This is a genomic window from Actinomyces weissii (assembly GCF_016598775.1).
GTDB classification, from domain to species: domain Bacteria; phylum Actinomycetota; class Actinomycetes; order Actinomycetales; family Actinomycetaceae; genus Actinomyces; species Actinomyces weissii.
Genome location: NZ_CP066802.1, coordinates 2,306,793 through 2,330,908, shown reverse-complemented (window position 1 = coordinate 2,330,908; position 24,116 = coordinate 2,306,793). Strand labels below are relative to the sequence as shown.

The 24,116-nt window shown below is 73.5% G+C and carries 20 protein-coding genes; 13 read left to right on the top strand and 7 right to left on the bottom strand.

Annotated elements, in window-relative coordinates; all coding sequences use genetic code 11:
- Nucleotides 1-94: 94 nt before the first annotated feature.
- Complete coding sequence (locus JG540_RS09375) at nucleotides 95-424, top strand: WhiB family transcriptional regulator (protein WP_200275590.1); 330 nt, start codon at nucleotides 95-97, stop codon at nucleotides 422-424.
- A 27-nt stretch (nucleotides 425-451) separates the two neighbouring features.
- Nucleotides 452-613 carry a DUF4177 domain-containing protein gene (locus JG540_RS09370; protein WP_200275588.1) on the top strand — a complete coding sequence of 54 codons (162 nt, stop codon included), beginning with the start codon at nucleotides 452-454 and terminating at the stop codon, nucleotides 611-613.
- Between the two features lie 298 nt (nucleotides 614-911).
- Here JG540_RS09370 and JG540_RS09365 read toward each other — a convergent pair whose 3' ends face one another.
- The gene (locus JG540_RS09365) at nucleotides 912-1,589 is read right to left on the bottom strand and encodes a Crp/Fnr family transcriptional regulator (RefSeq protein WP_280527852.1); all 678 of its coding nucleotides are present in this window, start codon (nucleotides 1,587-1,589) and stop codon (nucleotides 912-914) included.
- 101 nt (nucleotides 1,590-1,690) lie between these two features.
- Here JG540_RS09365 and nth point away from each other — a divergent pair, with 101 nt between their 5' ends.
- Nucleotides 1,691-2,461, top strand: a complete 771-nt coding sequence (nth, locus tag JG540_RS09360) for an endonuclease III (protein ID WP_200275584.1) — start codon at nucleotides 1,691-1,693, stop codon at nucleotides 2,459-2,461.
- Between the two features lie 26 nt (nucleotides 2,462-2,487).
- Here nth and JG540_RS09355 read toward each other — a convergent pair whose 3' ends face one another.
- The 3 genes from JG540_RS09355 to JG540_RS09345 all read right to left on the bottom strand — a co-directional run bounded on the left by JG540_RS09355 (nucleotide 2,488) and on the right by JG540_RS09345 (nucleotide 6,022).
- Complete coding sequence (locus JG540_RS09355) at nucleotides 2,488-3,384, bottom strand: alpha/beta fold hydrolase (protein ID WP_200275582.1); 897 nt, start codon at nucleotides 3,382-3,384, stop codon at nucleotides 2,488-2,490.
- A 148-nt stretch (nucleotides 3,385-3,532) separates the two neighbouring features.
- On the bottom strand, nucleotides 3,533-4,963 hold the full coding sequence (locus JG540_RS10460; RefSeq protein WP_234042792.1) for a hypothetical protein: 1,431 nt from the start codon (nucleotides 4,961-4,963) through the stop codon (nucleotides 3,533-3,535).
- A 78-nt stretch (nucleotides 4,964-5,041) separates the two neighbouring features.
- A complete protein-coding gene (locus JG540_RS09345) occupies nucleotides 5,042-6,022 on the bottom strand; it encodes a hypothetical protein (protein WP_200275580.1) in 981 nt (326 codons plus the stop codon).
- 72 nt (nucleotides 6,023-6,094) lie between these two features.
- Between JG540_RS09345 and JG540_RS09340 the strand changes: the two genes are divergently transcribed.
- Complete coding sequence (locus JG540_RS09340) at nucleotides 6,095-7,033, top strand: Fic family protein (RefSeq protein WP_200275578.1); 939 nt, start codon at nucleotides 6,095-6,097, stop codon at nucleotides 7,031-7,033.
- Between the two features lie 108 nt (nucleotides 7,034-7,141).
- On the opposite strand, the gene JG540_RS09335 is transcribed toward JG540_RS09340, so the two are convergent.
- Nucleotides 7,142-7,999, bottom strand: a complete 858-nt coding sequence (locus JG540_RS09335) for an HAD family hydrolase (RefSeq protein ID WP_200275576.1) — start codon at nucleotides 7,997-7,999, stop codon at nucleotides 7,142-7,144.
- Nucleotides 8,000-8,651: 652 nt separating this feature from the next.
- On the opposite strand from JG540_RS09335, the gene JG540_RS10630 reads away from it, so the two are divergent.
- From JG540_RS10630 to topA, 9 genes are all read left to right on the top strand, one after another.
- Entirely contained in the window at nucleotides 8,652-9,767 is a 1,116-nt protein-coding gene (locus JG540_RS10630) for a cobalamin biosynthesis protein CobQ (protein WP_200275574.1), read from the top strand.
- Complete coding sequence (locus tag JG540_RS09325) at nucleotides 9,764-10,996, top strand: TadA family conjugal transfer-associated ATPase (RefSeq protein ID WP_234042791.1); 1,233 nt, start codon at nucleotides 9,764-9,766, stop codon at nucleotides 10,994-10,996. The genes JG540_RS10630 and JG540_RS09325 overlap by 4 nt, the downstream gene beginning before the upstream one ends.
- On the top strand, nucleotides 10,984-12,294 hold the full coding sequence (locus JG540_RS09320; RefSeq protein ID WP_200275572.1) for a hypothetical protein: 1,311 nt from the start codon (nucleotides 10,984-10,986) through the stop codon (nucleotides 12,292-12,294). The genes JG540_RS09325 and JG540_RS09320 overlap by 13 nt, the downstream gene beginning before the upstream one ends.
- A 195-nt stretch (nucleotides 12,295-12,489) precedes the next feature.
- Nucleotides 12,490-13,005: a PH domain-containing protein gene (locus JG540_RS09315; protein ID WP_200275570.1), complete on the top strand. Its 516-nt coding sequence runs from the start codon at nucleotides 12,490-12,492 to the stop codon at nucleotides 13,003-13,005.
- 134 nt (nucleotides 13,006-13,139) lie between these two features.
- On the top strand, nucleotides 13,140-15,050 hold the full coding sequence (locus JG540_RS09310) for a DUF7059 domain-containing protein (protein ID WP_200275568.1): 1,911 nt from the start codon (nucleotides 13,140-13,142) through the stop codon (nucleotides 15,048-15,050).
- Between the two features lie 677 nt (nucleotides 15,051-15,727).
- Nucleotides 15,728-16,669: a phosphatase PAP2 family protein gene (locus tag JG540_RS09305; RefSeq protein ID WP_234042789.1), complete on the top strand. Its 942-nt coding sequence runs from the start codon at nucleotides 15,728-15,730 to the stop codon at nucleotides 16,667-16,669.
- A gap of 242 nt (nucleotides 16,670-16,911) precedes the next feature.
- Nucleotides 16,912-17,511, top strand: coding sequence for a hypothetical protein (locus JG540_RS09300; protein WP_200275566.1), 600 nt, complete (start codon nucleotides 16,912-16,914; stop codon nucleotides 17,509-17,511).
- Complete coding sequence (locus JG540_RS09295; RefSeq protein ID WP_200275564.1) at nucleotides 17,483-18,685, top strand: hypothetical protein; 1,203 nt, start codon at nucleotides 17,483-17,485, stop codon at nucleotides 18,683-18,685. The genes JG540_RS09300 and JG540_RS09295 overlap by 29 nt, the downstream gene beginning before the upstream one ends.
- Nucleotides 18,686-18,887: 202 nt before the next feature.
- A complete protein-coding gene (gene topA, locus JG540_RS09290; protein ID WP_200275562.1) occupies nucleotides 18,888-21,749 on the top strand; it encodes a type I DNA topoisomerase in 2,862 nt (953 codons plus the stop codon).
- Between the two features lie 160 nt (nucleotides 21,750-21,909).
- Here the strand turns inward: topA and JG540_RS09285 are convergent, their stop codons facing one another.
- Entirely contained in the window at nucleotides 21,910-22,611 is a 702-nt protein-coding gene (locus JG540_RS09285) for a TetR/AcrR family transcriptional regulator (RefSeq protein ID WP_200275560.1), read from the bottom strand.
- Nucleotides 22,612-22,646: 35 nt separating this feature from the next.
- Entirely contained in the window at nucleotides 22,647-24,023 is a 1,377-nt protein-coding gene (locus tag JG540_RS09280) for an MFS transporter (protein WP_200275558.1), read from the bottom strand.
- Nucleotides 24,024-24,116: the final 93 nt, after the last annotated feature.

Below are 24,116 nucleotides of genomic sequence, written 5' to 3'. Positions count from 1 at the left end.
GCACCGTTTTGATAATCGGGCCGCTATGGCTTACGGTTCTGGTGTGACGTGGACGACAACGATGTTGCCCGCCGACCAGCGATGGAGTTGAGACATGACGGACACTGCGGACCAGACTTGGGCCGCCCGGGCAGCATGTGCCCAGGTGGCGCCGGACCGGCTCTTCGGCAAAGGCGCCGAGCAGCGGGACGCCCGGAGTCTGTGCTTCTCCTGCCCGGTACGTATGGAGTGCCTGGCGGAGGCCCTGGACTCGGAGTCCTCCTTCGGGGTCTGGGGAGGGCTCACGGAGCGTGAGCGCCGGGCCCTGCTGCGCCGCTTCCCGGAGGTCACGGACTGGGGGGCCTGGCTGGAGCGGGAGGATGACGAGCTGGTCGCGGAGATCCACGCCCGCCGGGCGCCGCGAATCCTGGCGCGGGTGCGTTGAGCGACCGCGGTCCTCTAGGCTCGCGCCATGACTAAATGGGAGTACGCCACGATTCCGCTCATCACCCACGCCACCAAGCAGATCCTGGACCAGTGGGGGGCTGACGGCTGGGAGCTGGTGCAGGTGGTGCCCGGCCCGGCGGGCTCGGACAACCTGGTCGCCTACCTCAAGCGCCCGGTCAGCGCCTGAGTCCTGCCCCGCCTGCGGGCGGCGGCGGTTCCAGGAAGGCAGGCTGTCTCGGCGCTGGCGACGGCGTCCACGCCGCTGGTGCTGGCCTGGGCCGTGCCGGTAGCGGTAGTCGGGCTGCGGCTGACCACGTGCCGCAGCCTGTGCCGTCTCGGCGGCTGGTGGCTTCCGGTCGGCTCTGCTGGTGCGCCGGGACGCAGGTCTGCTGCCTCTGCGGGGCGGATTAGCAGGACGGGGCGCCTGGCCACCAGCTGGTGGCCAGGCGCCCCGTCTCCTGTCTGTGCTGGCGCTCGCCGTAGGCTCAGCGGGCGCGACGGCGCAGCCGGTCCACGTCCAGCAGCGTCACGGCTCGCCCCTCCAGGCGGATCCAGCCGCGGGAGACGAACTCGGCCAGCGACTTGTTCACGGTCTCGCGGGAGGCGCCCACCAGCTGGGCCAGCTCCTCCTGGGTGAGGTCGTGCGGGACGTGCACGCCGTCCTCGGTGGTGGAGCCGAAACGGTCCGCCAGGTCCAGCAGGGCCTTGGCCACGCGGCCCGGCACGTCAGAGAACACCAGGTCCGCCAGGGCCGTGTTGGTGCGGCGCAGGCGCTGGGCCAGGGCCCGCAGCATGTCCTTGGCCAGGGCCGGGTGCGTCTCGATGAAGCTCATGAGCTGGCCGTGCTCCAGGCTGAGCAGGTCCGTGGGGGCCACGGCGGTGGCCGTGGTGGAGCGGGGGCCCGGGTCGAACAGGGTGAGCTCGCCGACGACCTCGCCGGGGCCCAGCACCGCCAGCAGGTTCTCGCGCCCGTCGACAGCAGCGTGCCCCAGCTTGACCTTGCCGGAGAGAAGAATGTAGAGCCGGTCCCCGGCGTCGCCCTCGTTGAAGAGGATCTCGCCACGGCGCAGGGTGGTCTGCGACATCATGGCGCGCAGCTCCTCCTGCTCCTCGGGACCCATGCCCTCAAAGAGGGGGATCTTGCCGATGATGCTGTCTTCCACGTGGGTCCTCCTGCTCTGGGTTACTGAAGCCATTCAAGCACTATCCTGCCACGTCTTGTGACCTGTGGCACGCAGTCGGGCATTGTAGTCTCTACAATGTGATGGTCAAATCCGTAAAGTCGCTGGCAGCGAGCGGAAAACCTGCAGGACGAGCCAAGGCTGCCGCGGCGGCCTCCTCCTCGACGGCGGGCGCGGCGGCCCCGCCGTCGACCAGTCCCAGCAGGACGGCAGACCAGGCTGAGCCCTCCCAGCGGGCCTGCGCCGTCGACGACCTCCTGACCCGCCTGTACCCCGACGCCGCCTGCGCGCTCGTGCACGAAGGCCCCTTCCAGCTGCTGGTGGCCACCGTCCTGTCCGCCCAGACCACCGACGCCCGCGTGAACACGGTGACCCCCACGCTCTTTGCCACCTTCCCGGACCCGGCCGCCCTGGCGGGCGCGGACCTCAAGGAGCTGGAGTCCCTGCTGCGCCCCCTGGGGATGCAACGCACCCGCGCCGAGAGGCTGATCGGGCTGGGGGCCGCACTGGCCGCCCACCACGGCGGGCAGGTCCCCCGTGAGCGCACCGCCCTGACCGCCCTGCCTGGCGTGGGGCGCAAGACGGCGAACGTGGTGCTGGGTAACGCCTTTGGGGTGCCTGCGATCACCGTGGACACCCACGTGGGGCGCCTCTCCCGCCGTCTGGGCTGGACCACCCGCACTGACCCGCTGGGGGCGGAGCGGGACATTGCTGCCCTGCTGCCGCCGGAGCGCTGGACCGACGGCTGCCACCGGCTGATCGAGCACGGGCGGGCGGTGTGCCGGGCCCGATCCCCACAGTGCGGCCAGTGCGCCGTGCTGGAGGCCGGGCTGTGCCCGCAGGTGGGGGTCTGAGCGGCAGACGGCACTGGCCCCGGGGCTCAGGCGTTCTCCGCCAGGAAAGGCAGCAAGGCCGCCACCAGCGCCTCCGGCTCCTCCTCCTGCGGGAAGTGCCCGGCCCCCCGGACCGTCACCTGCTGCAGGCGCCCCGCCGTGTAGCGCGAGTCGCGGGCGTGGGCCTGGGCTGGCTGCACCGGGTCCAGCTCGCCCAGCACCGCCAGCACCGGGTCGTGCACCGGCTTGCTCAAGGCGGACACCTCCCTGCGCGACAACCGGCCCCGGCGCAGGTGGTGCAAGGCGGTGGCGGCAGCACCCGGCCGGGACAGCAGCTCCGCGTAGAAACCCGCCTGCGCGCCGACTAGGTCGCGATGGCGTGGCGCGGCCCAGGAGCGCAGCAGCGCCTCCATCCCGCCCGGGGTGGCCAGGGAGCGCTCAGGCAGCACCGGCACCCGCAGGGACAGGCGCTGCAAGGCGGAGCCGGACAGCAGCCGGCCCCGCAGGGAACGCACCGCCAAGGGGTGCGGGGAGCCCACCGGCACGATCGCCTCCGTCAGGGTGGGGGCCACCCGCGCCATGGCCCAGGCGACCTCGCCTCCCAGGCCGTTGCCCACCACCACCGCCTTCTCGTGGCCCAGCCCGCGCACCACCGCGGTCACGTCCGCGGCCAGGGTCACCAGGTCGTAGCCCGTGGGCGGGCGGTCCGAGCCGCCGAAGCCCCGCAGGTCCACCGCCGCCACGCGGTGCCCGGCCTGCGCCAGCGCGGGCAGCACGTGCCGCCAGGTCCACCAGCACTGCGGGAAGCCGTGCAGCAGCACCACCAGGGGGCCAGCCGCCTCCTGCGGGGACTCCGGGCCCGCCAGGGCCGCGTGGAAGCGGGTGCCGCGGGCGGAGACGTCGCGGTGGGTCCAGGGGCCGGGCTGGTTGACATTCACAGGCACCGGCCCAGGCTACCGGCGGCACCCCCGGAGTACCCCGGAACTGGGGCACCAGCCGGGGCGTGGCCGCCGTAGCCAGACGCCCCCGCCCGGCCGCCGTGGCGGGCGGCGTGGTCGGGCAGGGGCGTCTGGACCGGGGCAGGCAGGCGGTTCAGCGCTTGGCGCGCGCCATGATTTCCCGCTCGCGGCGTCCGGCCCGGCGGGTGGAGTGGGCCACCACGCCCACGGTGACCATCACCAGGCCGAGCAGGATGAAGGTCCCGGTGTAGCCGTCCATGATGAAGAAGCGCACCAGGTTGGCCCCGATGGTGGACTGGTCGGTCAGGCGGGTGGCCAGGGGGGCCAGGAAGTCCCAGGTGGCCCCGGGAGCCACCAGGAAAGGCACGCCCAGCAGCACGGAGACCAGCCCCACCAGGAAGGGGCCGGAGGCGGACTTACGGGCCACCAGCAGGGCCAGCAGCAGCGCCAGCAGGCCCCCGCCAAGCTCAACCAGGCCGACGACGTCTAGCCCCGGGGTGAAGGTGCCCCCAGGGGTGGGCAGGTTGTCCGCCAGGCGCTCCTTGCCCGCGTGGCACAGGTACCAGGCGAAGGGGAACAGCAGCAGGGCCAGCAGCGCCCCGCCCCAGTGCCAGGCGGCCCGGGAGGCGGGCTGGCCGATCACCGAGGAGCCCTCCAGGAGCACGTCGGAGTCGTTACGGCGCTCCTTGGCGGGCACGGTCTCCGTGACCCCTGGCCAGGCGGGACGCTCGCCAGGCTGGCTCGGGAAGCCGCCCGGAGCGGCCACCGGCGGATGGCCCGCGGCGGCTGCGGACGGCAGGGGGGCCGGGAATACGGGTGCCGCGCCCTCCACGCTCGTACCAGCACCAGTACCGGCGCCCGTACCACTGCCGGTGCTGGGGGGCGCCGTAGTACCGGCACCGCCGCTGCCCGGCAGGCCCCAGGAGGAGCCCGCAGCAGCCTCGCTGGCGGGTCCAGGGGCGGGCGGGGCGGCCGGACCGGGGGACGACGTGCCCAGCAGGTGCTCAGTCGGGCCGGTACCCGGCTGCTCCACGGCGGACTGCGCCGTCTGGGGGGAGACCTGCACCGTCTGCGCAGCCGCCCCCCAGCGGGGCTCCTCCGTGGCCGGGGCGGCCGCCACCGGCTCCGGGGATGGAGCAGGCGCCAGGTTCGCCCCCGGCGGGACCACCTCCGGGCGCTGTAGGGACAGGTTCACGGTGGCCTGCTCGCTGGACGGGTAGGCCGCCTCCAGCGGGAACAGGGCACGGCGCGGCGAGGCGGGCGTCTCCAGGGACTGGGTCTCCTGGGCCGCGTGCAGCACCTGCGGGTTCACGGCCACGGTCTGGGCGCTGGGGTCGGAGCTCAGGGAAGGGATCTCCAGGGACTGGGCCAGCTCCTCCAGGTCCGCGCCCCGGGGCAGGACCATCTCCTCCGGGAGCACCAAGGGCTCGTCCTGGGGCGCCTCAGACGCAGCGCCTGCCACGACGTCGTGCTCGGGTACGGTCCCAGCCGGGGACTGCCCCTCGGGGGACTGGCCGTCCAGGTCCGGGTCTTCCGCTGGGCGGGGGTGGTTGTCTGTGCTCACGTGGACCTCCTTCATCCTCCAAGGTAGCGGGGTGGTGTCGACGCCGAGTGGAGGCGTGCCGCAAGGAGGCTCAGCCAGTCACGGCCAGCCGGCGTCCAGGTCCACACCCGCGTGCGTGCGTCCCTGCTTCCGGGCCAGGTGCAGGCCCCAGCCCAGGGCTCCCAGCACACAGGCCAGGGCCACGGCCACCACCGGGCTCAGGCCGGGCAGCGCCAGGGCCAGCAGCTGGTGGCCGGGCACGCCGTCTCCCCCCAGGGCGGGCAGGGCCAGCACCCCTAGGGTGAGCGCCGTGGCCCGGGCCCCCAGGGAGGACCAGGCGGAGGCGGCGGCCGCCACCAGCAGCAGCGCGAAACAGCCTGCCACCAGCACCGCGTTGGCGGAACCAGGGGCCTGCGGCTCCACCAGCAGCCGGTACTGCCCCGGCAGGACCCGCAGCACCCCCCAGGTCACAGCCAGCATCAGGAACAAGGTGAACAGGTGGGCCCCCCGGCGGGAAGGCGGCGGCTCCGGGACGCTGCCAGGGTCCTCGTCAGCCTGAGCCAGCGCAGCCTGGGCCCGGGCCTCCGCCCGTCCCGCCCGCCGCGCCAGCCGCATGGCCCACGAGCCGCCCAGGAACCAGGCGGCCAGCACCAGCAGGGCCCCCGAGGGCAGCACCTGGCGCGCCCAGCCGTAGGGGAGGCTGCCGACGCCGTCGGGCGCCACCAGCACCAGGACCTGCGCCACCAGCGCCACCAGCCCAGCCACCAGGTTCCCCAGGCTGGAGCAGTAGGCGAAGCACGCCTGAGCCAGCACCGACACCCCCAGCAGCACCGCCAGGAGCAGCCAGCCCCAGCCGGGCCCCTGCTCCGCCCCGCCGCTCAGGGCCAGACCGGTCAGGAACAGGGTCGCAGGCGGCAGCCCGGCACCCACCAGGCTGACCAGCAGGTGCGCCCGTCGACGCCCGGGGGGCGCCGCCTCAGCAGGGAAGGTGGCGTCTGGGGTAAGGGAGCTGCTGGCTGGGGTGCCGACGCCGGGGACCGGCGTGGAGGGGAGAACCTCGCCAGGGTCGTTGCTTGTCACAGGAAAGACTGTAACCGGGAAGGGTCCCGGCGCAGGCCCGCTAGCCGCAGCCGCCCCGGCTAGAGTGCCCGGATGACCCCCACCACCGTGCCTCTGAGCCCGGGCAGCCCCGGGCCTGCCCCACGCCCCCGGCCGACCGACCCGGCGCTGCTGGCCGTGCTGCGCCGGCTGGACGCCGACCCGCGGGTGCAGGCGGCGAGCGCGGCACTGCGAGAGGCCAGTGCCGAGCTGCGCTGGAGCCAGGTGCTGCGCCGCCGCTGGCGGGAGGCCCGGGCGGAGGCGAACCTGTGCTGCGCCGTCGCCTCCGGGGCCGTGGAGGGGGCGGTGGTGCCGCTCGGGCTGCTGCGGGAGCGGGTGGCCCGGGCCGAGCTCACCCAGGCCGCCAGCGGGGACCCCGCCCTGGACGCCGTCACCGCCCTGTGGCGGGCAGGCACCCACCTGAACGAGCTCATGCCCGACCTGGGGGGTGCCGGTGGCGGGCGGCGGGTGCCCTCCCGGGAGCTGCTGGCAGGCCTGCACCGCGACCTCGTGGCCCCGCTGGTGGCCAGCGGGCAGCTCACCCAGCGGCAGGTGGCAGCCCCCCGCCGGGACGGTGAGGAGCCCCTGGAGGGAGGTCCCGGGCAGGCCCCCCAGGGGTTGGAGCTGCGAGCACGCCTGGAGGGGCTGCTTGACCTGCTGGACCTGCCGCAGGCACCGGCCCTGGTGCGGGCGGCCCTGGTGCACGCCGAGCTGGTGACCGCCCGCCCTTTCGCCGCCGGGAACGCCGCCCTGGGGCGCCTGCTGGTGCGCCACCTGGTGGTGCGCGACGGCCTGGAGCCCACCGGCACGGCCGTGGCGGAGGCATACCCGGCCCGTGCCCCTCAGGCGTACCGGGAGGCGGCCAGCGCCTACGCCAGCGCAGACCCCGACGGCGTCGCCGCCTGGGTGGTGTGGCAGGCGGAGGCGCTGCTGGTGGGCCTGGAGGAGGCCCAGGTGCTGCTGCGCCGGGTGCAGGCGGGCCGCAGCCGGTGAGGGCTGGCGGTCGGTCGGTACGTGCTGCGGCGCGCCGCTGCGCCAGCCCGCAGGTCAGGACGGCGTCGGCCGTCCGGCCCGCGGCGGGCCTCGTCTGCCTCTGCTGGCTCAGGGGCGCTTTGGCAGGCGGTGGGTTAGCAGGTACCCCGCCGTCGCCGCCCCCGCCAGCAGCAGGCCGCCGGCCACCAGCGGGACCACCGGGGCCACCGGCACCTGCGGCCGCCTGACCGCAGGCAGCGAGGGGGCGCTCAGCCGCGGGTGCGGCAGACGGCGTCGGGCGGACGGACGCCGGAAGTCCCGCACCGGCCAGCCGCGGCGCTGCGCCTCCGCGCGCAGCTCCCGGTCCGGGTTGGTGGCCACCGGGTGCCCCACCGCCTCCAGCATGGGCAGGTCCGAGACCGAGTCCGAGTAGGCCCAGGAGCGCGACAGGTCCACGCCGTGGCGGCGCGCGTCCTCCTGCAGCGCCACGACCTTCTCCGAGTGCAGCAGGCAGCGCTCTATGCGGCCGGTGTAGAGGCCGTCCACCGTCTCCATGCGGGTGGCCACGAAACGGTCCGCCCCTACCAGGCGGGCCACCGGCTCCACCATCTCCTCGATGGAGGCGGAGACCACCACGACGTCGTGGCCGGCCCGGTGGTGGCCGGAGACGATGTCCAGGGCCTCGGTGTAGAAGGCGGGCTCGACCGCGGTGGGCAGGGCCTCACGCACCACCTCCAGCACCCGGCTGCGCTCCACCCCCGCACACATGGCGGCGACCCGGTTCATCAGGCGGATGGTCTGCTCCTCGTCCGCGCCGACCAGCAGGTAGGGCAGCTGGGCGACGATGCCGCGCACCATGGTGGAGGCGGAGATCACGCCGTGACGGCGCATGGGGGTGGACAGGGCCATGGTGGTGGAGGTGGCCAGGAGGGTCTTGTCCAGGTCGAAGTAGGCGGCCACGCGCGGGGGCTGGGGTGTCTGTGGCAATTGGGGTCTCCCTCCTCGGAGGGGCTGTGGGGGCTTTCCCCGAGCCTACCGACTTAGCCGCCTACGCGCCCTAGAAAGACCTTAGGCGGCTGGGCTTTCTCCGACACCTACCGACTGGCCGGCTGGCGCGGGGCCTGTGCGTGGGGGAGCTCTGCCAGACCAGTTCGCTCCGGGTGGGGTGGGATGAGCCGGCGGTGACACTTATCCGCTCCGAGAAGGCCGGTCCGCCCCGGGTGGGGTGGGAGCGTGCCCTTGTGGGCCGCCAGCCGCTAGCCCTGCCTAGCCGTGCGCCTCCGTGCCGGGGCCTCCCAGCCGCCGCTGGCAGGCTCGCGCGTCCCCGCGTCCTGGGGCTGCTCCGGACTCCTCCGCTTTCGCGGCTCGCGCGTCCCCGCGTCCTGGGGCTGCTCCAGCTGGGGAACTCCACAGGTCCTCAGGTGCCAGGGGTGTCCACCACGGAGCAGCCGCCGGGGGCTGGGGGCGGCAGCCTGGGGGCAGCCTGGATGCCCGCCCACCGTCACCGCGCCCGGCAGGCGTGCGGAGCCAGCAGTGGCGGCCCAGAGGCAGGCAGCCGCCTGAGCCGGGCCCGCTGGACCGCGCCCCCCTCCACGCGGTGCGGCCGGGCACGCAGGTTTCAGCAAGCAGGAGGTGCCAGGTGGTGCACAGGCAGTCGGGCGGCAGGCGTACCCAGCCGCCCTGTTCTCCCGTCGGTTCTCCCGTCGGTGAGGGCCAGGCGGTAGCGCCCCGCGTCCAGGGCGTGCTCCAGCAGGGGGAGGGCCCCTGGTGGCAGGAGGTGGGGCGGGTCCTGGAGGACTGCACCGGCTCCCCCTGCTGGAGCCTGGACCTGGGTGGCGCCCTGGCCGGGCAGGAGGCGGAGGTGGTGCAGGCGGTGCGCCAGGCCCGTAGCGCGGCGGGCACGGAGGCGGGCCCCAGCCTGGTGGTGGTGCGGGCCGCCACCGGCCTGCGGGACCTGCACGACGGCGACGTGCACCTGCTGGCCCTAGGGGAGCAGGTGGAAGCAGAGCACCTGGTGGCCGCCGCCGTCGCCCTGGAGCACCCGCGGCGCGCCCAGCTGGTGAGCCTCACCGGCAGCAGCGGGGGCCTGGGCGTGAGCACGCTCCTGGTGCGGGTGGCCGCCGAGCTGTCCCGCCTGGGCTGGGCCGTGGCCGTGGCGGACCTGGACCCTGGCGGCGGGCTGGGCCTACTGCTGGGCGACCGCCCCCTGCCGGGGCTGCGCTGGGCGGACCTGGACCCGCAGGAGACGGTCTTCCTGCCCCAGCGCCTGGTGCAGGCCCTACCCTCCTGGCGGGGGGTGACCGTGCTGACCGGGGACTCCCGCGGCGGGGCTCGGGGCGCGGTGGCGCAGACCGTCCTGGAGGCCCTGGCCGCCGTGCACGACGTCGTGCTGCTGGACCTGCCGCGCGGCCAGGCCCCACCGCCCGGCTGCCTGCCGCTGCTGGTCACCAGCCTGGACCTGCGCAACGCCACCGCCGCCGAGGCGCTGTCCCGGCACCTGCCAGCCGCGGCGGCCCGCCGGCTGCGCCTGGTGGTACGCCAAGGGGGCCTGGACCTGGACGTCGCCGAGCTGGAGGGCATGACCGGTGGCGCGCTGCTGGGCGTACTGGGGTACGACCGGCGCGTGGCCAGCCGCCAGCAGCGCGGCGAGGACCCCACCCGCTGCCGGGGTGCTGCGGGGCGCGACGCCGCCCGCCTGGCCCGGTCCCTGCTGGCCCTGCTGGAGGCGGAGCCGGATACGGAGCGGGAGCCATGAGCCTGCCGGGCCCGGAGCTGAGCCGGATGGGCGGGGAGCGGCTGCGGGTGGCCCGGGGAGAGCTCGCGCGCGGGGCCAGCCTGCCGGGGGCGGTGCTGGCCGCCACCGGTGCGGGCACCGGAGCCACCGGGGTCATCCGCCTGGCTACCGGGCTGCGGGCGGAGGCCCAGGGGGCCGGGGCGGTGCTGCAGCCCCTGCTGGAGACCCCGGGGGTCACCGACGTCCTGGTGGGTGGGGGCCGCACCTGGGTCGACCGGGGGCGTGGGCTGGAGGAGGTGCCGGGGGCCCGCCTGGAGGAGCCGCAGGCACGGGCGCTGGCCGTGCGGATGGCGGCCGCCTCCGGGCGGCGGCTGGACGAGAGCAGCCCCGTCGTGGACGCCTCCCTGCCTGACGGCACTCGCCTGAACGCCGTGCTGCCGCCCCTGTCCACGGACGGCACCCTTATCTGCCTGCGCACCAGCCGCCGCCGGGCCCTGACCCTGCCTGAGCTGCGGCAGGCTGGCACCGTCCCGGCGGGCCTGGACCAGCTGCTGACGGCCCTGGTGGAGCGGCGTACCTCCTGCCTGGTCACCGGGGCCACCGGCACCGGCAAGACCACGCTCCTGGCTGCCCTGCTGGGGCTGGTCAGCCCCACTGAGCGGATCGTGTGCATAGAGGAGGTCAGCGAGCTGCGCCCCGACCACCCCCACGTTATCCACCTGCAGGAGCGGGGCCAGAACGTGGAGGGTGTAGGGGCGGTGCCTATGAGTGCCCTGGTGCGCAACGCCATGCGCATGCGCCCGGACCGGATCGTGCTGGGGGAGTGCCGGGGACCCGAGGTGCGGGAGGTGCTCTCCGCCCTCAACACCGGGCACGAGGGCGGGTGGGCCACCTTGCACGCCAACTCCCCGGTGGACGTGCCCGCCCGGCTCACCGCCCTGGGGGCGCTGGCAGGCATGAGCGAGCACATGGTCACGGCCCAGGCCGCCAGCGCCCTGGACGCCGTGGTGCACCTGCGCCGACTGGCCTCCGGTGCCCGGGTGGTGGAGTCCGTCGGCCTGCTCTCCCGGCACGCCGGGGAGCTGGTCTGCCAGGAGGCGCTGGTGCGCCTGCCTGACGGCGGCTACCGGGCAGGGGAGGCAGCCACGGCCCTGGGACGGCTGGTGGGCCCGCAGGCGTTGCAGGCGGCGCTGGGCGGGGCAGAGGCGTGCGGTGGCCGGGACCTGGGGAGGGCAACATGCCGGGGCTGAGCGCCTGGACGGCGGCGCTGCTGCTGGCGCTCGCGGTCGCCCTGCTCCTGCTGCCGCCCAGACGTCGCCCGCCAGCGGCCCGCCCTGCCCCTAGCGGTTCCGGGTGGGGCCGGGCAGGCAGAGGCTGGCGCCGGTCCCGGCCGCAGGAGGCGGATATCGGGATGGTCCTGGTAGAGGTGGCCGCGCTGCTGCGCGCGGGGCTGCCCACCTCCCTGGCCTGGCAGCGCGTCCTGGGGCGCCGCTGCCTGGGGCCGCAGGCGGACGGTTCCGGCCAGGTGCCCGGCCCCCGGTGGCAGACGGATGCGGGGCAGTCTCCGGTCGGGCAAGCCTCCGACGGGCAGATCTCCAGCGGGCAGGTACCCGTTGGGGTGGTACCGGCCCCGCTGCTCGCCCTGGCCCAGTCCCCACCGCGCCGCTGGCTGCCGCGCAGGCACGGCGGGAGCTGGCGCTGGACCCCGCCCTGGCCCCGCCGTCGGGCGGAGCGGGAGCAGGCGCGGCGGCAGGCGGCGCGCGGGGCGGTGGCGGCCTGCCGCCTGGCGGAGGCCGTGGGGGCGCCGCTGGCCAACGTGCTGGAGGCGGTGGCAGGCGCGGTGTCTGATGCGGGCCGGGCGCAGTCCCTGCGGGACACCGCCCTGGCTGGGCCCCGCAGCACCGCCCGCCTGCTGGCGGCCCTGCCCGCCGCTGCCCCCGTGCTGGGCACGGCTGTGGGGGCGGACCTGTGGGCCTACCTGTTCTCGGGTCCCCTGGCCGTGGCGGTGCTGGTGTCCGGCGTGGTGCTCATGGTGCTGGGCCACCTGCTCACGCAACGGCTGCTGGCGGCCGCCCGGGCGGGCGACGGCGTCGTGGACGAGGCGCTGGGCCTGGACCTGGCCCGGGCGGCGCTGGTCTCCGGGGCCACAGTGCCCGGCACCCTGGCGGCGCTGGGGGAGGTGCTGGAGGACGAGGGGCTGGTGGTCGTCTCCCGGGCGCTGCTGCTCGGGGCGGACTGGCCGGAGGCCTGGGAGACGGCCTCAGGGCTCGGCGGGGCGGAGCCGCAAGAGGGCTGGGCCGGGCCGGAGAGCCAGCTGGCCTCCTGCCTGCGGGTGGCCTGGGAGGAGGGAGCCTCCCCGGTGCCCCTGCTGGAGCGAGCGGCCAGCGCCGTGCGGGAGGGCCGGGCCGCGGCGGCTCAGGAGGCCGCGGAGCGGCTGGCGGTGCGCCTGGTCCTGCCCCTGGGGCTGTGCCACCTGCCCGCCTTCGTGCTGCTCGGTGTGGTGCCGGTGGTCCTGGACGTGGGCGGCAGCATGCTGCGAGGTGGCTGAGCCGCAGGCTGGGAAAAGGGGACGCGAGCCGGAGGCACGGCCCGGGTGAGGCTGGCAGGAGCAGGGACGAGCGCAGGAGGAGAGACGGAGGTAGAGGGCGGAGGCGGGTGCGGACGGCGGATCTGGGCGTGCCGGGGCGCTGAGAGACGCTGCTCTTGCGGCGATACCCTGGCGGATGCTGGCAGACTGGGGGCCATGGGTATCCCGAACAAGCTGCTCAGCCAGGATGAGGTGGTGGTGCGCCACATGCACCGCCACTGGAAGGTCCTGCTGTGGCGTTACCTATCAGTTCTGCTAATGATTATCGCGGCGACGGCGGCCACCGTCCTGCTCCCGGACGGCGAGTGGCGGCGCTGGGTGGTCCTGGCGATCTGGGTGCTCGTGGCCGTGGCGAGCGTCCCGGTGCTGCTGGTGCCGTGGATCAAGTGGGCCAACGAGACCTTCACGATCACCACCAAGCGCGTCATCACGCGCAAGGGCGTGTTCAACAAGACCGGGCACGACCTGCCGCTGTCGCGCATCTCCGACGTGCAGCAGCAGCGCAGCATGTCTGACCGCATCTTCCGCTGCGGCACCCTGAGCCTGCAGACCAGCGCTGACGACCCCCTGGTGCTGGACGACATCCCCGCCGTCCAGATGGTGCAGGTGGAGATCTCCAACCTCCTCTTCCACGACGTGCAGGGAGCCATCGACGCCGACCCTGACGCCTGAGCCACCACCTGCTACGGAAGGCGCTGGGGCGGCCGCGTCCCCGGTGCGACGGCGGAGGGTGCCGTCGCAGGGGCGCCAGGGCGCTGACCGCCGTGCCGGACGGAGCAGGCGGTTCAACGGGTAGCGTCGCTGCCATGACCAGCAACGCGACCAGCACAGTGCCCAGCATCCTGACCGGCGCAGCGACCAGCAGCGCGCCTCTAGCCAGGCCAGTGCCCGCCGCCACCCCCGCGCAGGCGCAGCGTCTCCGTGCTGACCTGGAGGACAGCGGCTGGGGGGTGGACGCTGTCGCCAGCCTGCTGGGGCCGGTTGCCGACGCCGCCCTGCGCCGTGAGCAGAGGCTGCCCGCCCTGCGTGCGCTGCGGGCGCACACCGCCCGGCGTCGTGCTGCAGGCCGCGCCCCGGACCCGGTGGCCACCCTGACGGCCCTGTTTATGCTGGGCCAGGGCGTCAGCGCCACCGACCTGGACGCCGCCCTGCCCCGCACCGGCACTGCCGGAGCCCTGGAGCTTGGGCTGGTGGAACTGGTGGAATCCGTGCTAAGCCCCGCCGACGGCAAAGCCCCCGCTGGGTCCAGCAGCACTCCCAGCGGCGGCCAGGACACCGCTCCTGCCACGGCAAGCGGCCAGGCCACCACGTCTGCCGCGGCTGCCACGCCTACCCCGGCCAGCGGCACCCCCGGGCTGGTCACCCAACCGGTCGCCGGGCCCAGCCCGTCCCCGGGGCCCCGCCCGGACGCGGTACGCGCCGCCGTCGACCTGCGCCCCCACGAGGCCACCGACGACGCCGGGCCCGTGCGCTGGTGGGTGGCCTCCGACCTGGGCGAGCTGGAGACCGGGCGCGAGCTGCCGCCGGACCACGTGCTCGGCATCGGCGGCGCGGGCCTGACCCTGGCGGCCCTGACCCCGCGCCGTCCCGTCCGCACCGCCCTGGACCTGGGCTGCGGCTGCGGTATCCAGACCCTCTACCTGCTGCGCCACTGCCAGCAGGTCACCGCCACCGACATCTCCGCCCGCGCCCTGGCCTTCACCGCCTTCAACACGGCCCTGGCCGGGGTGGAGCCGGGCCGCCTGGAGCTGCGGCAAGGCTCCTTCCTGGAGCCCGTGGCGGGCCGCCGCTTCGACCTGGTGGCCAGCAACCCGCCCTTCGTCATCACCCCGCCCGCCGTGCGCGCCGCCGGCCTGGCCCTCATGGAGTACCGCGACGCCGGCGCTCCCGTGCTGCCCGCCCTGGTCCCCGCCCTCGGTGAGCACCTGGCCCCTGGCGGCACCGCCGTCATGCTGGGCAACTGGGAGCACCACCGTGGCCAGGACTGGCGCGCGCTCGTGACCGCCTGGCTCCCGGCGGACGTAGACGCCTGGGTGGTCCAGCGCGAGCAGCAGGACCCGGTGGAGTACGCCACCATGTGGCTGCGGGACGGCGGCTCCACCCCCGAGCGGGACCGGGCCGGTTTCGAGGCCCGCCTGGAGGCCTGGATCGCGGACTTCGAGCAGCGCGGGGTGGAGGCGGTGGGCTTCGGCTACCTGGTCCTGCACCGCCCCGCTGCCGCAGGGACGCGCGCCCCCTGGCGGGTCCTGGAGGAGGTCACCACCAGCGGCAACGGGTCCCTGGGGGAGCACGTGGCCCAGGTGGTGGAGGCCCGCAGCCGCCTGGCACAGCTGGACGACGACGCCGTCGCCGCGCTGCGGCCCGTGGTCGCCCCCGACGTCACGCAGGAGCGGCACCTGCGGCCAGGGGCCACCGAGCCCACCGCGATCCTGGTGCGCCAGGGCGGGGGCCTGGGACGGGTGCTGCGGGCCGGTACGGCGCTCGCGGCCCTGGTGGACGTGGCGGACGGAGAGCTGAGCGTGGCCCAGGTGGCTACGGCGCTGGCCGCCCTGACCGCGGTTGACGGCGAGCAGACCGACGGCGGCCCTGGAACGGAGGCGAGCGCTGGCGGGGAGGCGAGTACTGGTGCGGCCTCGGAGCGGGCGCTCGCCCTGCGCCAGGAGCTGGTGGACGCCACCCGTGAGCTGGTGGGGGCGGGCTTCCTGCTGCTGGACTGAGACCCGCGCCTGCCTGGGGGTACCGCCCTGACCCGGGTACGTCCAGGCAGACCAGTGCTACGACCCGTGCCTGCCTGGGGGCGCCTGCTGGGCAGGTGCCTGGCCGGGTCTGGGCGGAGGCCAGCATGACGGCTGCCAGGTGCTCACTTCGGCGCTGCCACTAGGCTGCCCGGCCGGAAGCAGCCTGCCCCGGGCGTGGCGCCTACTGTGCGTTACCCCACTAGGACCTGGTTATTTGCTTGCAGTACAGAGGCTTGCCAACTGCCTGCCGGGGTGTGCGGGAGGGTTTATAGCCGACGGCCATGGAGTACCCAGGAACGGCCCATAGCATCCAGGCCGTGACACCGAGGACCCAGGAGGTGGCCCGCAGCCACCCAGACGCTACCGACGCGACAGCCGGTGCGCCCGCTGGCGCCTCCAGCACCGCCACGCCCGGCTGGGAACCTGGGCGGGCCCCGGCGTGGACGCCTCGGGGTGGTGCCGCAGCTGAGGCGCCTACGAGGCTGCCATCTAGCCCCGCAACGGTTGGCAGCGCTAAAGGTCTCCACTGGTTGGACGGGGGCGGAGCGGAAGCCAGCGGCTTCGCAGGGACGCTGCACTGGCTCGATATCGCCACTGAGACTGAGGCCCCGACAGCCCTGGGGAGCCCCGCTGCGGCAGCGGCCCCAACATCCGTCGTGATCCCCGCCGCCGCAGGAACCCCCACCACCGCGTTAAGGAACGGCCCGGCTGTAGTTAGGGGCGCGCACCGGGTGCTGGCCGGGCTGCTGGCCGGGCTCTGCTTCCTGGGGGTGCCCGCCTTATGGGCGGCCCTGGTGCTCACCCGCACCGGGCAGCTCATGGAGCAGACGGCGTTGAGCGGCTCACTGATCGGGGCCCGCTTCGTCTCCGGGCACGCCCGCAGCCTGTTGCAGGTGATAACCATGCCGGGCCTGGTGGCCCTGATCCTGGCGGTGCTGCTCCTGGCGCTGTGGCGGGGGAGCCGACGGCGGGCCTTGTGGGCCGCGGGCGTCGTCGTGGCCACGAATGTCTCTACGCAGGTCATTAAGCACTGGGTCCTGTGGCGGCCCGAGTTCGGTCTGTCGCAGCGGTGGGACGGCGCCAACACCCTGCCTTCGGGGCACACCGCCGTGGCGGCCTCCGCGGCCGTGGCCCTGGTGCTGGTGACCTCCCGGCGCTGGCGTCCCCTGGCCGCCTGGGCGGGGGCGCTCGTGGCGGTGGCTGTCGGCTACTCCACGCTGGTGTGCCAGTGGCACCGTCCCGCCGACGTCGTGGCCGCGCTGCTGCTCGCCCTGGGCTGGGGGGCCTTGGCGGTGGCGGGTGGCTGCTGGCAGGACGAGGGCCCGGCTAACGGTCCTGGGGGGCGGGGGCGGCACTGGGGTTCCGCGGGGATGACGGCCCCCACCCTGGCGCTGCTGCTCGTGGGCCTGCTGGCGGGACTGGCGTCCGTGCCGCTGGAGCTGTGGACCCTGTGGGGGGCCGAGGAAGCCGCCTCCGTCCCGGACGAGCTCATGGCCTATGCGGCCGGTGCGGCCGCTACGGTCGCCACCGCCTGCGCCGGTATGGCGGTGCTGGTGCTGTTGTCTGGGCCCGCGGCAGCCTCCAGGCAGCGGCGCTAACGCTCATTGGACCCTTACTGGCTGGGCTGGATATCTAGGCAGGAGACAGTCCTGACGCTTATGGGATTGGCACTCGACCTTGCCCGTTGGCTCCCCGAGTTCTGGGGGTGAGAGTGGCCTGTGGTTTCTTTGGGGTCGTGTTGTCCTGGGTGGGGTGAAGTGCCTTTGTGCTGGGGGTGGGTGGGGTAGCGTTCTTGGGGTGGGTACTGCTGGGATCCCTTTCTGGGAGGTAGGAGGTTGTGGTGGGTGAGGTGGTAGAGCCGGTGGGGCAGAGTTTGCCGGAGGGGCCGGTGGGCCAGGGGCAGCCGGAGCCGGTTCCTGAGGGGCGGGTTGCTGAGGAGGGGGTTGCTGGGAGGCTGGTGCTGGATGACGGGACGGTGCTGGTGGGTCGTGATGGTGAGGACCTGCGGGCGCTTGCCTTGGAGTTTCTGGCTCCGATTGAGGAGGACCGTTTGAGCCGGGACCTGCTGGCGCAGGGGCTCAGCCCCCAGGAGGTAGCCGAGCGGGTGGGTACCGAGCTGTGGCTGGTTCTGTCTGTCCAGCGGGACATGGAGCGGGGTGAGGAGATCCGTCCGGTCACGCCTGTGGAGCTGGGGTGGCGGCGGGCTGCGGGTCAGATCAGTACCCAGGAGATGATGGAGCGGTTGCGGGTCTGGCCCTACACCTTTGGGCGGGTGCGGGGCTATGACGGCTACGACCGCGGCAGCTGGGAGGACATTGAGAGTCTCCGCTTCAACAGGTTCCTCACCTTGGAGGAGTTCGCGGAGCTGGATGACATAGCCCAGAGCCTGCCCCAGCCCCCGGAGGCGCCTTATGGCAGTGCCGAGTTCTGGGGGTACTGAGCCCGAGGGGCCCGTGGCGTCTGGGCAGGAGCGGGCGGGCGTGCTGGGGCGTACGGGGGCGCAGGTGGCTGAGGTGGTCCGGCGGTTGTCGCAGGAGCACTGCCTGCCCGCTAAGCCTGCTAAGGGTTCTGCCTGGTACGAGCTGCGGGAGGCGGTGGTTGCGGCTTACGTGGCGCGGGCGGGTGCCTGTGGTTCGCGGCGGGGGCGGGCGATCATTATGGCGGGGGCGCCGGGGGCGGGTAAGTCCCGGGCGGTGGGTGTGGCCGGGGGTGTGCTGGGGGCGGGTGAGTCTGGGCGTATGGGTCTGGACGAGGCTGGTTTCACCACGGTGGACGCTGATGACGTCAAGCAGCTGCTGCTGGGTAACCGGGTGGAGGGGCTGGAGGTTGACCAGGGGCTGCTGGAGAGGGCCCGGGCGCACTGGGACGCCTTGCTGGCGCGGCACGCGCCGCAGGTGCTGGTTGACGGGCGGCCTGTGGTGCGTGGGGAGCTGGCGACGCTGGTGCACCAGATGTCCACCGACACCGCGGACCTGGTGCGCTTCGAGCTGCTCAAGAAGCGGTTTGACGTCAAGATCGAGGGGACCTTGCAGTGGATGGAGTCTCCTGCCCGGGGGCAGGGCCCGCGCCTGCTGGAGGAGCTCAAGGCAGCCAAGTACGGGCAGGTGGTCGTGGTGGTGGCGGACACGCCGCGGCAGGTGTGTGAGCGGGGAGCGTTCCAGCGGTGGGCGGGTCCGCGTTCGCGGGGGGAGGTGGGGGCTCGTTTCACGCCCAGGAGCGCGGTGGCGGGCGTGTTCCAGGCTACTGGGGAGGGGGAGGTGTGCCGGTGCACGGATAACGCCCGCATGACCTTCCAGCTGGCCCTGGAAAGAGGATTTCCGCAGGTGGACCTGGTGGTGGTCACTAGGCGGGAGGACCAGCCCACGCTGGTGGAGCACGTGGACCGCTGCGGGCAGGCGCACCGCCACGAGGTCCCGCAACAGGCACCACGGCAGACCCCGCAGCAGGGGCCGCAGCGCTCTGCCAGCCAGCAGGCGTCCCGCCCGGGCCAGCCCAAGAAGCTCTCGCCCCAGCAGGTGCTGGCCTCTATCCAGCACACCGCCGCCACCCGCCACCAGGGCGCCCGCCCGCCCCAGCACGGCATGCCAGGCCCCCGCAACACCCTAGGACGCTAGAACAGGCCCTGGCGGGAGGACCGTCGCTCCACCGTGAGCGACCTCCTGGAACTCCCTCGTTCCTACGGCCTTGTAGGCCGCCTACCGACTCCAGGGCTGCTTGCAACCGGCTGGTGGGTTACAGTCGGGCTGCCCCGTCCGGTGCGGCTGCCGCGCCTGGACCCGTCCTCACGTCTCTGCCGTGCCCGCCAGGAAGGTCGTCATGACCACCAAGCTTGTGATCGTTGAGTCCCCCAACAAGGTCCGCTCAATCTCCGGCTACCTAGGACCGGAGTTCGACGTCGAGGCCTCCGTGGGGCACATCCGGGACCTGCCCCAGCCCTCCGAGCTGCCCGCCACCATGAAGAAGGGCCCTTACGGGCGCTTCGCGGTGGACGTGGAGGACGGCTTCACCCCCTACTACGTGGTCAACCCCGACAAGAAGAAGACGGTCACCGCCCTCAAGAAGGCCCTCAAGGAGGCGGACGAGCTCTACCTGGCCACGGACGACGACCGTGAGGGGGAGGCGATCGCCTGGCACCTCAAGGAGGTCCTCCAGCCCAAGGTGCCGGTGCGCCGCATGACCTTCACGGAGATCACCAAGGAGGCGGTCACCCGGGCGCTGGCCTCCACCCGGGACATCGACATGGACCTGGTGGACGCCCAGGAGACCCGCCGCATCCTGGACCGCCTGGTGGGCTACGAGGTCAGCCCGGTGCTGTGGCGCAAGGTGCGGGCGGGCCTGTCCGCCGGGCGCGTGCAGTCGGTGGCCACCCGCCTGGTGGTGGAGCGGGAGCGCGAGCGCATGGCCTTCACCGCCGCCGCCTACTGGGGAGTGGTGGCCGACCTGACCACCGTGCTGTCCAAGGTGGACGCCGCCGCCCGCCAGGAGGCCACCTTCACGGCCCGCCTGGCCACCCTGGACGGGCGCCGCGTGGCCACGGGACGGGACTTCACCGACGCCGGTGAGCTCAGTGCCGCCGCCCGCAAGGCCCAGCTGATCCACCTGCACGAGGGCGGGGCCAAGGCGGTGGCCGCGGCGCTCAGCCGGGCGACGGCGCAGGTGGCCAAGGTGGACGAGAAGCCCTACCGGCGGCGTCCGGCGGCCCCCTTCACCACCTCCACCTTGCAGCAGGAGGCCTCCCGCAAGCTGCGCATGAACCCGCGCGAGACCATGCGCGTGGCCCAGGGCCTTTACGAGAACGGCTACATCACCTACATGCGTACCGACTCCACGGTGCTGTCCGGGCAGGCGGTGGCGGCCGCCCGCGCCCAGGTCGCCGAGCTCTACGGCCCCCAGTACGTGCCGGACAAGCCGCGCGTGTACGCCACCAAGTCCAAGGGTGCCCAGGAGGCCCACGAGGCGATCCGCCCTGCTGGTGACCACTTCCGCACCCCGGCGCAGGTGGCGGGCTCCCTGACCGCCTCCCAGTTCAAGCTCTACGAGCTGATCTGGAAGCGCACCGTGGCCTCCCAGATGGCCGACGCCGTCGGCTCCACCGCCACCGTGCACGTGGAGGTACCGATCGCGGGGGTCCTGGGTGAGGCGCGTGACGCCGGGGCCACCTTCAAGACGGCGGGGCTGACGGCCTCGGGCACGGTCATCACCTTCCGGGGCTTCCTGGCCGCCTACGAGGAGGGCCGCGACGCCGAGCGCTACGAGGCGGCGGAGGGCGGCGCCCGCGCGGACCGGGAGGTGCGCCTGCCCGCGATGGTGGCGGGCCAGGAGCTGGACACGGTGCAGGCCGAGGCCTCCGGCCACGAGACCACACCGCCGCCCCGCTACACCGAGGCCTCCTTGGTGCGGGCCCTGGAGGAGCGGGAGATCGGCCGCCCCTCCACCTACGCCGCCACCATGTCCACCATCTCCGACCGGGGCTACGTGGACCACCGGGGCCAGGCGCTGGTGCCCACCTGGCTGGCCTTCGCCGTCACCCGCCTGCTGGAGGAGAACTTCGCGGAGCTGGTGGACTACGACTTCACGGCCTCTATGGAGCGGGACCTGGACCGGATCGCCGCTGGTGAGCTGGACCGGGTGGCCTGGCTGACCCGCTTCTACAAGGGCGCCGGGTCGGGGCAGGAGCCGGTGGGCGATGCCGGGGAGGGCGGACGCCTGGGCCTGGCGCAGATGCTCGCGGGCCTGGGGGAGATCGACGCGCGGGCCGTCAACTCCGTGGAGATCGGGGAGGGCATCACCCTGCGCGTGGGGCGTTACGGCCCCTACCTGGAGGACACGGAGGGCAAGCGCGCTAACGTGCCCGCGGACGTGGCCCCTGACGAGCTGACGGTGGCGCGGGCGCGGGAGCTGTTCGCGCGGGCCGCCGACGACGGCCGGGAGCTGGGGGTGGACCCGGCCACAGGGCACACCATCATCGCCAAGGACGGCCGCTACGGCCCCTACGTAACCGAGGTGCTGCCGGAGCCGCCAGGTGAGGCTGAGGAGGCTGACCAGCCCAAGAAGCGCAGCACCAAGAAGGCGGCGGGGCCCAAGCCGCGCACGGCCTCCTTGTTCAAGAGCATGGACCTGGCCACCGTGACCCTGGAGCAGGCCCTGGACCTGCTCAGCCTGCCGCGGGTGGTGGGCCAGGACGCGGAGGGCGTGGACATTACCGCGCAGAACGGGCGCTACGGGCCCTACCTGAAGAAGGGCACGGACTCGCGCTCCCTGGAGAGCGAGGAGCAGCTGCTCACGGTGACCCTGGAGCAGGCGCTGGAGATCTTTGCGCAGCCCAAGCGGCGCCGCGGGCAGGCGGCGGCCCGGGGGCCGTTGCGGGAGCTGGGCACGGACCCGGTCTCAGGCCGCCCGGTGGTTATCAAGGACGGGCGCTTCGGCCCGTACTTCACGGACGGGGAGACGAACGTGACCCTGCGCCGCGACGACGACCCGGCCACGGTGACCCCGGAGCGCGCCTACGAGCTGCTGGCGGAGAAGCGGGCCAAGGGGCCAGCCAAGAAGCGCAGCACCACCAAGCGGACCACCACCAAGGCAGCGAGCAAGACCGGTAGCAAGACGACCGCCAAGAAGACGGCTGTCAAGACCACTAGTACAGCTGCTAAGACTGCCAGCAAGACGGCTGCCGAGTAGACGGCCAAGAAGACGGCTAGGCAGGCGTCCGCCGTCCAGGTAGCAGGTAGCCGCAGGCAGCCGGGCGGGAGCCTGCGGCCACCTGCTGCCTGCGTGGCGGGAACGGCCTGACCGGTGGGCCGCGTGGCGGGTGGGCGGTTGGTGTGCAGCCAGGTCGTGCTCAGCCAGGCTGCGGCTGGGGCGTCAGCGGGCCGCCCGCCAGCTGGTGGACGGTGGGGCGGGCGAGGTCAGCGCTCAGGGCCTCCAGGTCCTTGGAGCTGCGGCCCGACCGGGACAGCAGGGCGATGTACATGCTCAGACGCCGTAGCAGGGAGCGGGCGGTCTCCTTGACGTCCCGCTGCTCACTGAGGGCGGTGACGGCGGCGCCGTCCACGGCGGCGATCACCACCTCCGCCGTCGCCGGGAGGCCTAGCGCGGCGATGAGGCGGTTGACGGCGGCATTGAGCTGCTGGCGGCCCTCCCGGTAGGCGCGGCCCACGGGGGCGGTGTCCCCAGCGGAGATCAGCTGGATGTAGTGCCCCAGGTAGGGGCCCTCGGCGGGCAGGGTGGCTGCCAGGATCAGCTCGATGCACTCCTCCAGGTCCGGCGGCTGCGCCAGGGCCTCAGCCTTCTCCGCGGCCCGTTCCGCCCGGCGTGCCCACCTGCGGATATTGGCCATGCCCGCCTGGTAGAGCAGGTCGTCCAGGCCCTTGAAGTAGTAGGTGGTGGCGGACAGGGAGCAGCCAGCCCTCCTGGCTACGGCCCGGTGCGTGACAGACGCGGGCCCCGACTCGTGGATGATAGCGGCGGCGGCAGAGATAATGGCTTGCCGACGGGCCTCACCCTTTGAGGTCGGGGCACCCGGTCTGGTCTCGCTGTCCATGGTCAGCAATGGTACGTAGCCCAAGGAGGGCTGAATTAGTCGTGCGCCTCAAGGTCGCGGTGCGGGTCCACGTGGGAGACCAGCAGGGTCAGCAGGGCCAGCGCCGCGACTGCGGTCAGGTAGAAGGCTGGCGCCAGGCGGTAGCCGGTGGTTGCCGTCAGCCAGGTAGCGATGAACGGGCAGGTCCCGCCCAGGATCGTGTTGGCCAGGTTGAATGACAGGGCGAATCCGGAGTAGCGCACCTCTGTGGGGAAGCTCTCCGCCAGGAAGGACGCCAGGGTGCCGTCATTGGCGGTCAGCACCAGGGCGAAGGCGATCTCGCACAGGATGATGACCAGCAGCGAGCTGTGGTTCATCAGCGTGAACAGGGGCACGGACAAGACGATGAAGGCCAGGCAGGCGATGGTCAGGACCCGCCGCCTGCCGAAGATGTCAGAGACGTGCCCCATGAAGAAGATCGCGCCTACGTACACCGCCAGGGTCACGGAGGTGGCCAGGGTGGAGCGGGTCTCTGAGAAGCCCAGCTCGTGCTGCACGTAGGTGGGCATATAGCTCAGCAGCATGTAGAAGGCGACGGCGTTCAGGCAGCTGACCCCGAAGCAGGACACCACGGCCCGGCGGTGGTCGCGCAGGAGGATGCGCAGGGGCTCAGCCCAGTGCTGACCGCGTTGGCTGGCGGGTACATTGCCCTCCGCCTGCGCCTTGCTGGCGGAGGCGGCCACCAGGGCCTGGTAGACGGGGGAGTCCTCCAGGTGGACCCGGATGTAGCGTCCGACCAGTCCCAGCGGCCCAGCCAGCAGGAAGGGCACGCGCCAGCCCCAGGCAGACATGGCCTGGTCGTCCAGCAGCCAGTACAGGCCGGAGGCGAACAGCGAGCCGACCAGCAGGCCGGCGGCGGTGGAGGCGGGCACCAGGGACACGTACACGCCACGCCTGCCGGGCGGGGCGTACTCGGCCAGGAAGGTCCCGGCCCCGGCGTACTCACCGGAGGCGGAGAAGCCCTGGCACATGCGCAGCAGCACCAGCAGGACGGCGGCCCAGATACCGAGCTGGGCGTACCCGGGCAGCACCCCTACCAGGAAGGTGGCGCCGGACATGATGATGATGGACCACGACAAGGCCCAGCGGCGTCCACGCTTGTCGCCCAGGATCCCCCAGATGACCGCGCCTACGGGGCGCAGGAGGAAGCTGGTGGCGAATACCGCGAATGAGGACAGCAGCCGGGCGGTAGGGGTTAGCTCTGGGAAGAATACGTTCCCGATCACGGCGGCCAGGTAGCCGTAGGAGGCGTAGTCGAACCACTCGATGAAGTTACCAATGAAGGAGGCCTCGGCCGCACGGCGTACAGCCACGGCGTGCTCATGGTCCTCCTGGGTGGTATGGCCAGGTTTAGAACGGACGGTGGTGGTCATTTGAGTCTGCTCCCGTCAGGTGTGCACGGTTCCGGTGCGGTCGCGTGCCGGATAGTTTTCAGTGGGCCGGGTGCTGGTCCCGCCCGCAGGGGA

Excerpts from the sequence above, each read along its gene's own strand:
- JG540_RS09280 (WP_200275558.1), bottom strand. The coding sequence starts at position 24,023 with ATGACCACCACCGTCCGTTCTAAACCTGGCCATACCACCCAGGAGGAC.
- JG540_RS09375 (WP_200275590.1), top strand. The coding sequence starts at position 95 with ATGACGGACACTGCGGACCAGACTTGGGCCGCCCGGGCAGCATGTGCC.
- JG540_RS09325 (WP_234042791.1), top strand. The coding sequence starts at position 9,764 with ATGAGCCTGCCGGGCCCGGAGCTGAGCCGGATGGGCGGGGAGCGGCTG.
- JG540_RS09320 (WP_200275572.1), top strand. The coding sequence starts at position 10,984 with ATGCCGGGGCTGAGCGCCTGGACGGCGGCGCTGCTGCTGGCGCTCGCG.
- topA (WP_200275562.1), top strand. The coding sequence starts at position 18,888 with ATGACCACCAAGCTTGTGATCGTTGAGTCCCCCAACAAGGTCCGCTCA.
- nth (WP_200275584.1), top strand. The coding sequence starts at position 1,691 with ATGGTCAAATCCGTAAAGTCGCTGGCAGCGAGCGGAAAACCTGCAGGA.
- JG540_RS09295 (WP_200275564.1), top strand. The coding sequence starts at position 17,483 with ATGGCAGTGCCGAGTTCTGGGGGTACTGAGCCCGAGGGGCCCGTGGCG.
- JG540_RS09285 (WP_200275560.1), bottom strand. The coding sequence starts at position 22,611 with ATGGACAGCGAGACCAGACCGGGTGCCCCGACCTCAAAGGGTGAGGCC.
- JG540_RS09340 (WP_200275578.1), top strand. The coding sequence starts at position 6,095 with ATGACCCCCACCACCGTGCCTCTGAGCCCGGGCAGCCCCGGGCCTGCC.
- JG540_RS09370 (WP_200275588.1), top strand. The coding sequence starts at position 452 with ATGACTAAATGGGAGTACGCCACGATTCCGCTCATCACCCACGCCACC.
- JG540_RS09310 (WP_200275568.1), top strand. The coding sequence starts at position 13,140 with ATGACCAGCAACGCGACCAGCACAGTGCCCAGCATCCTGACCGGCGCA.
- JG540_RS09315 (WP_200275570.1), top strand. The coding sequence starts at position 12,490 with ATGGGTATCCCGAACAAGCTGCTCAGCCAGGATGAGGTGGTGGTGCGC.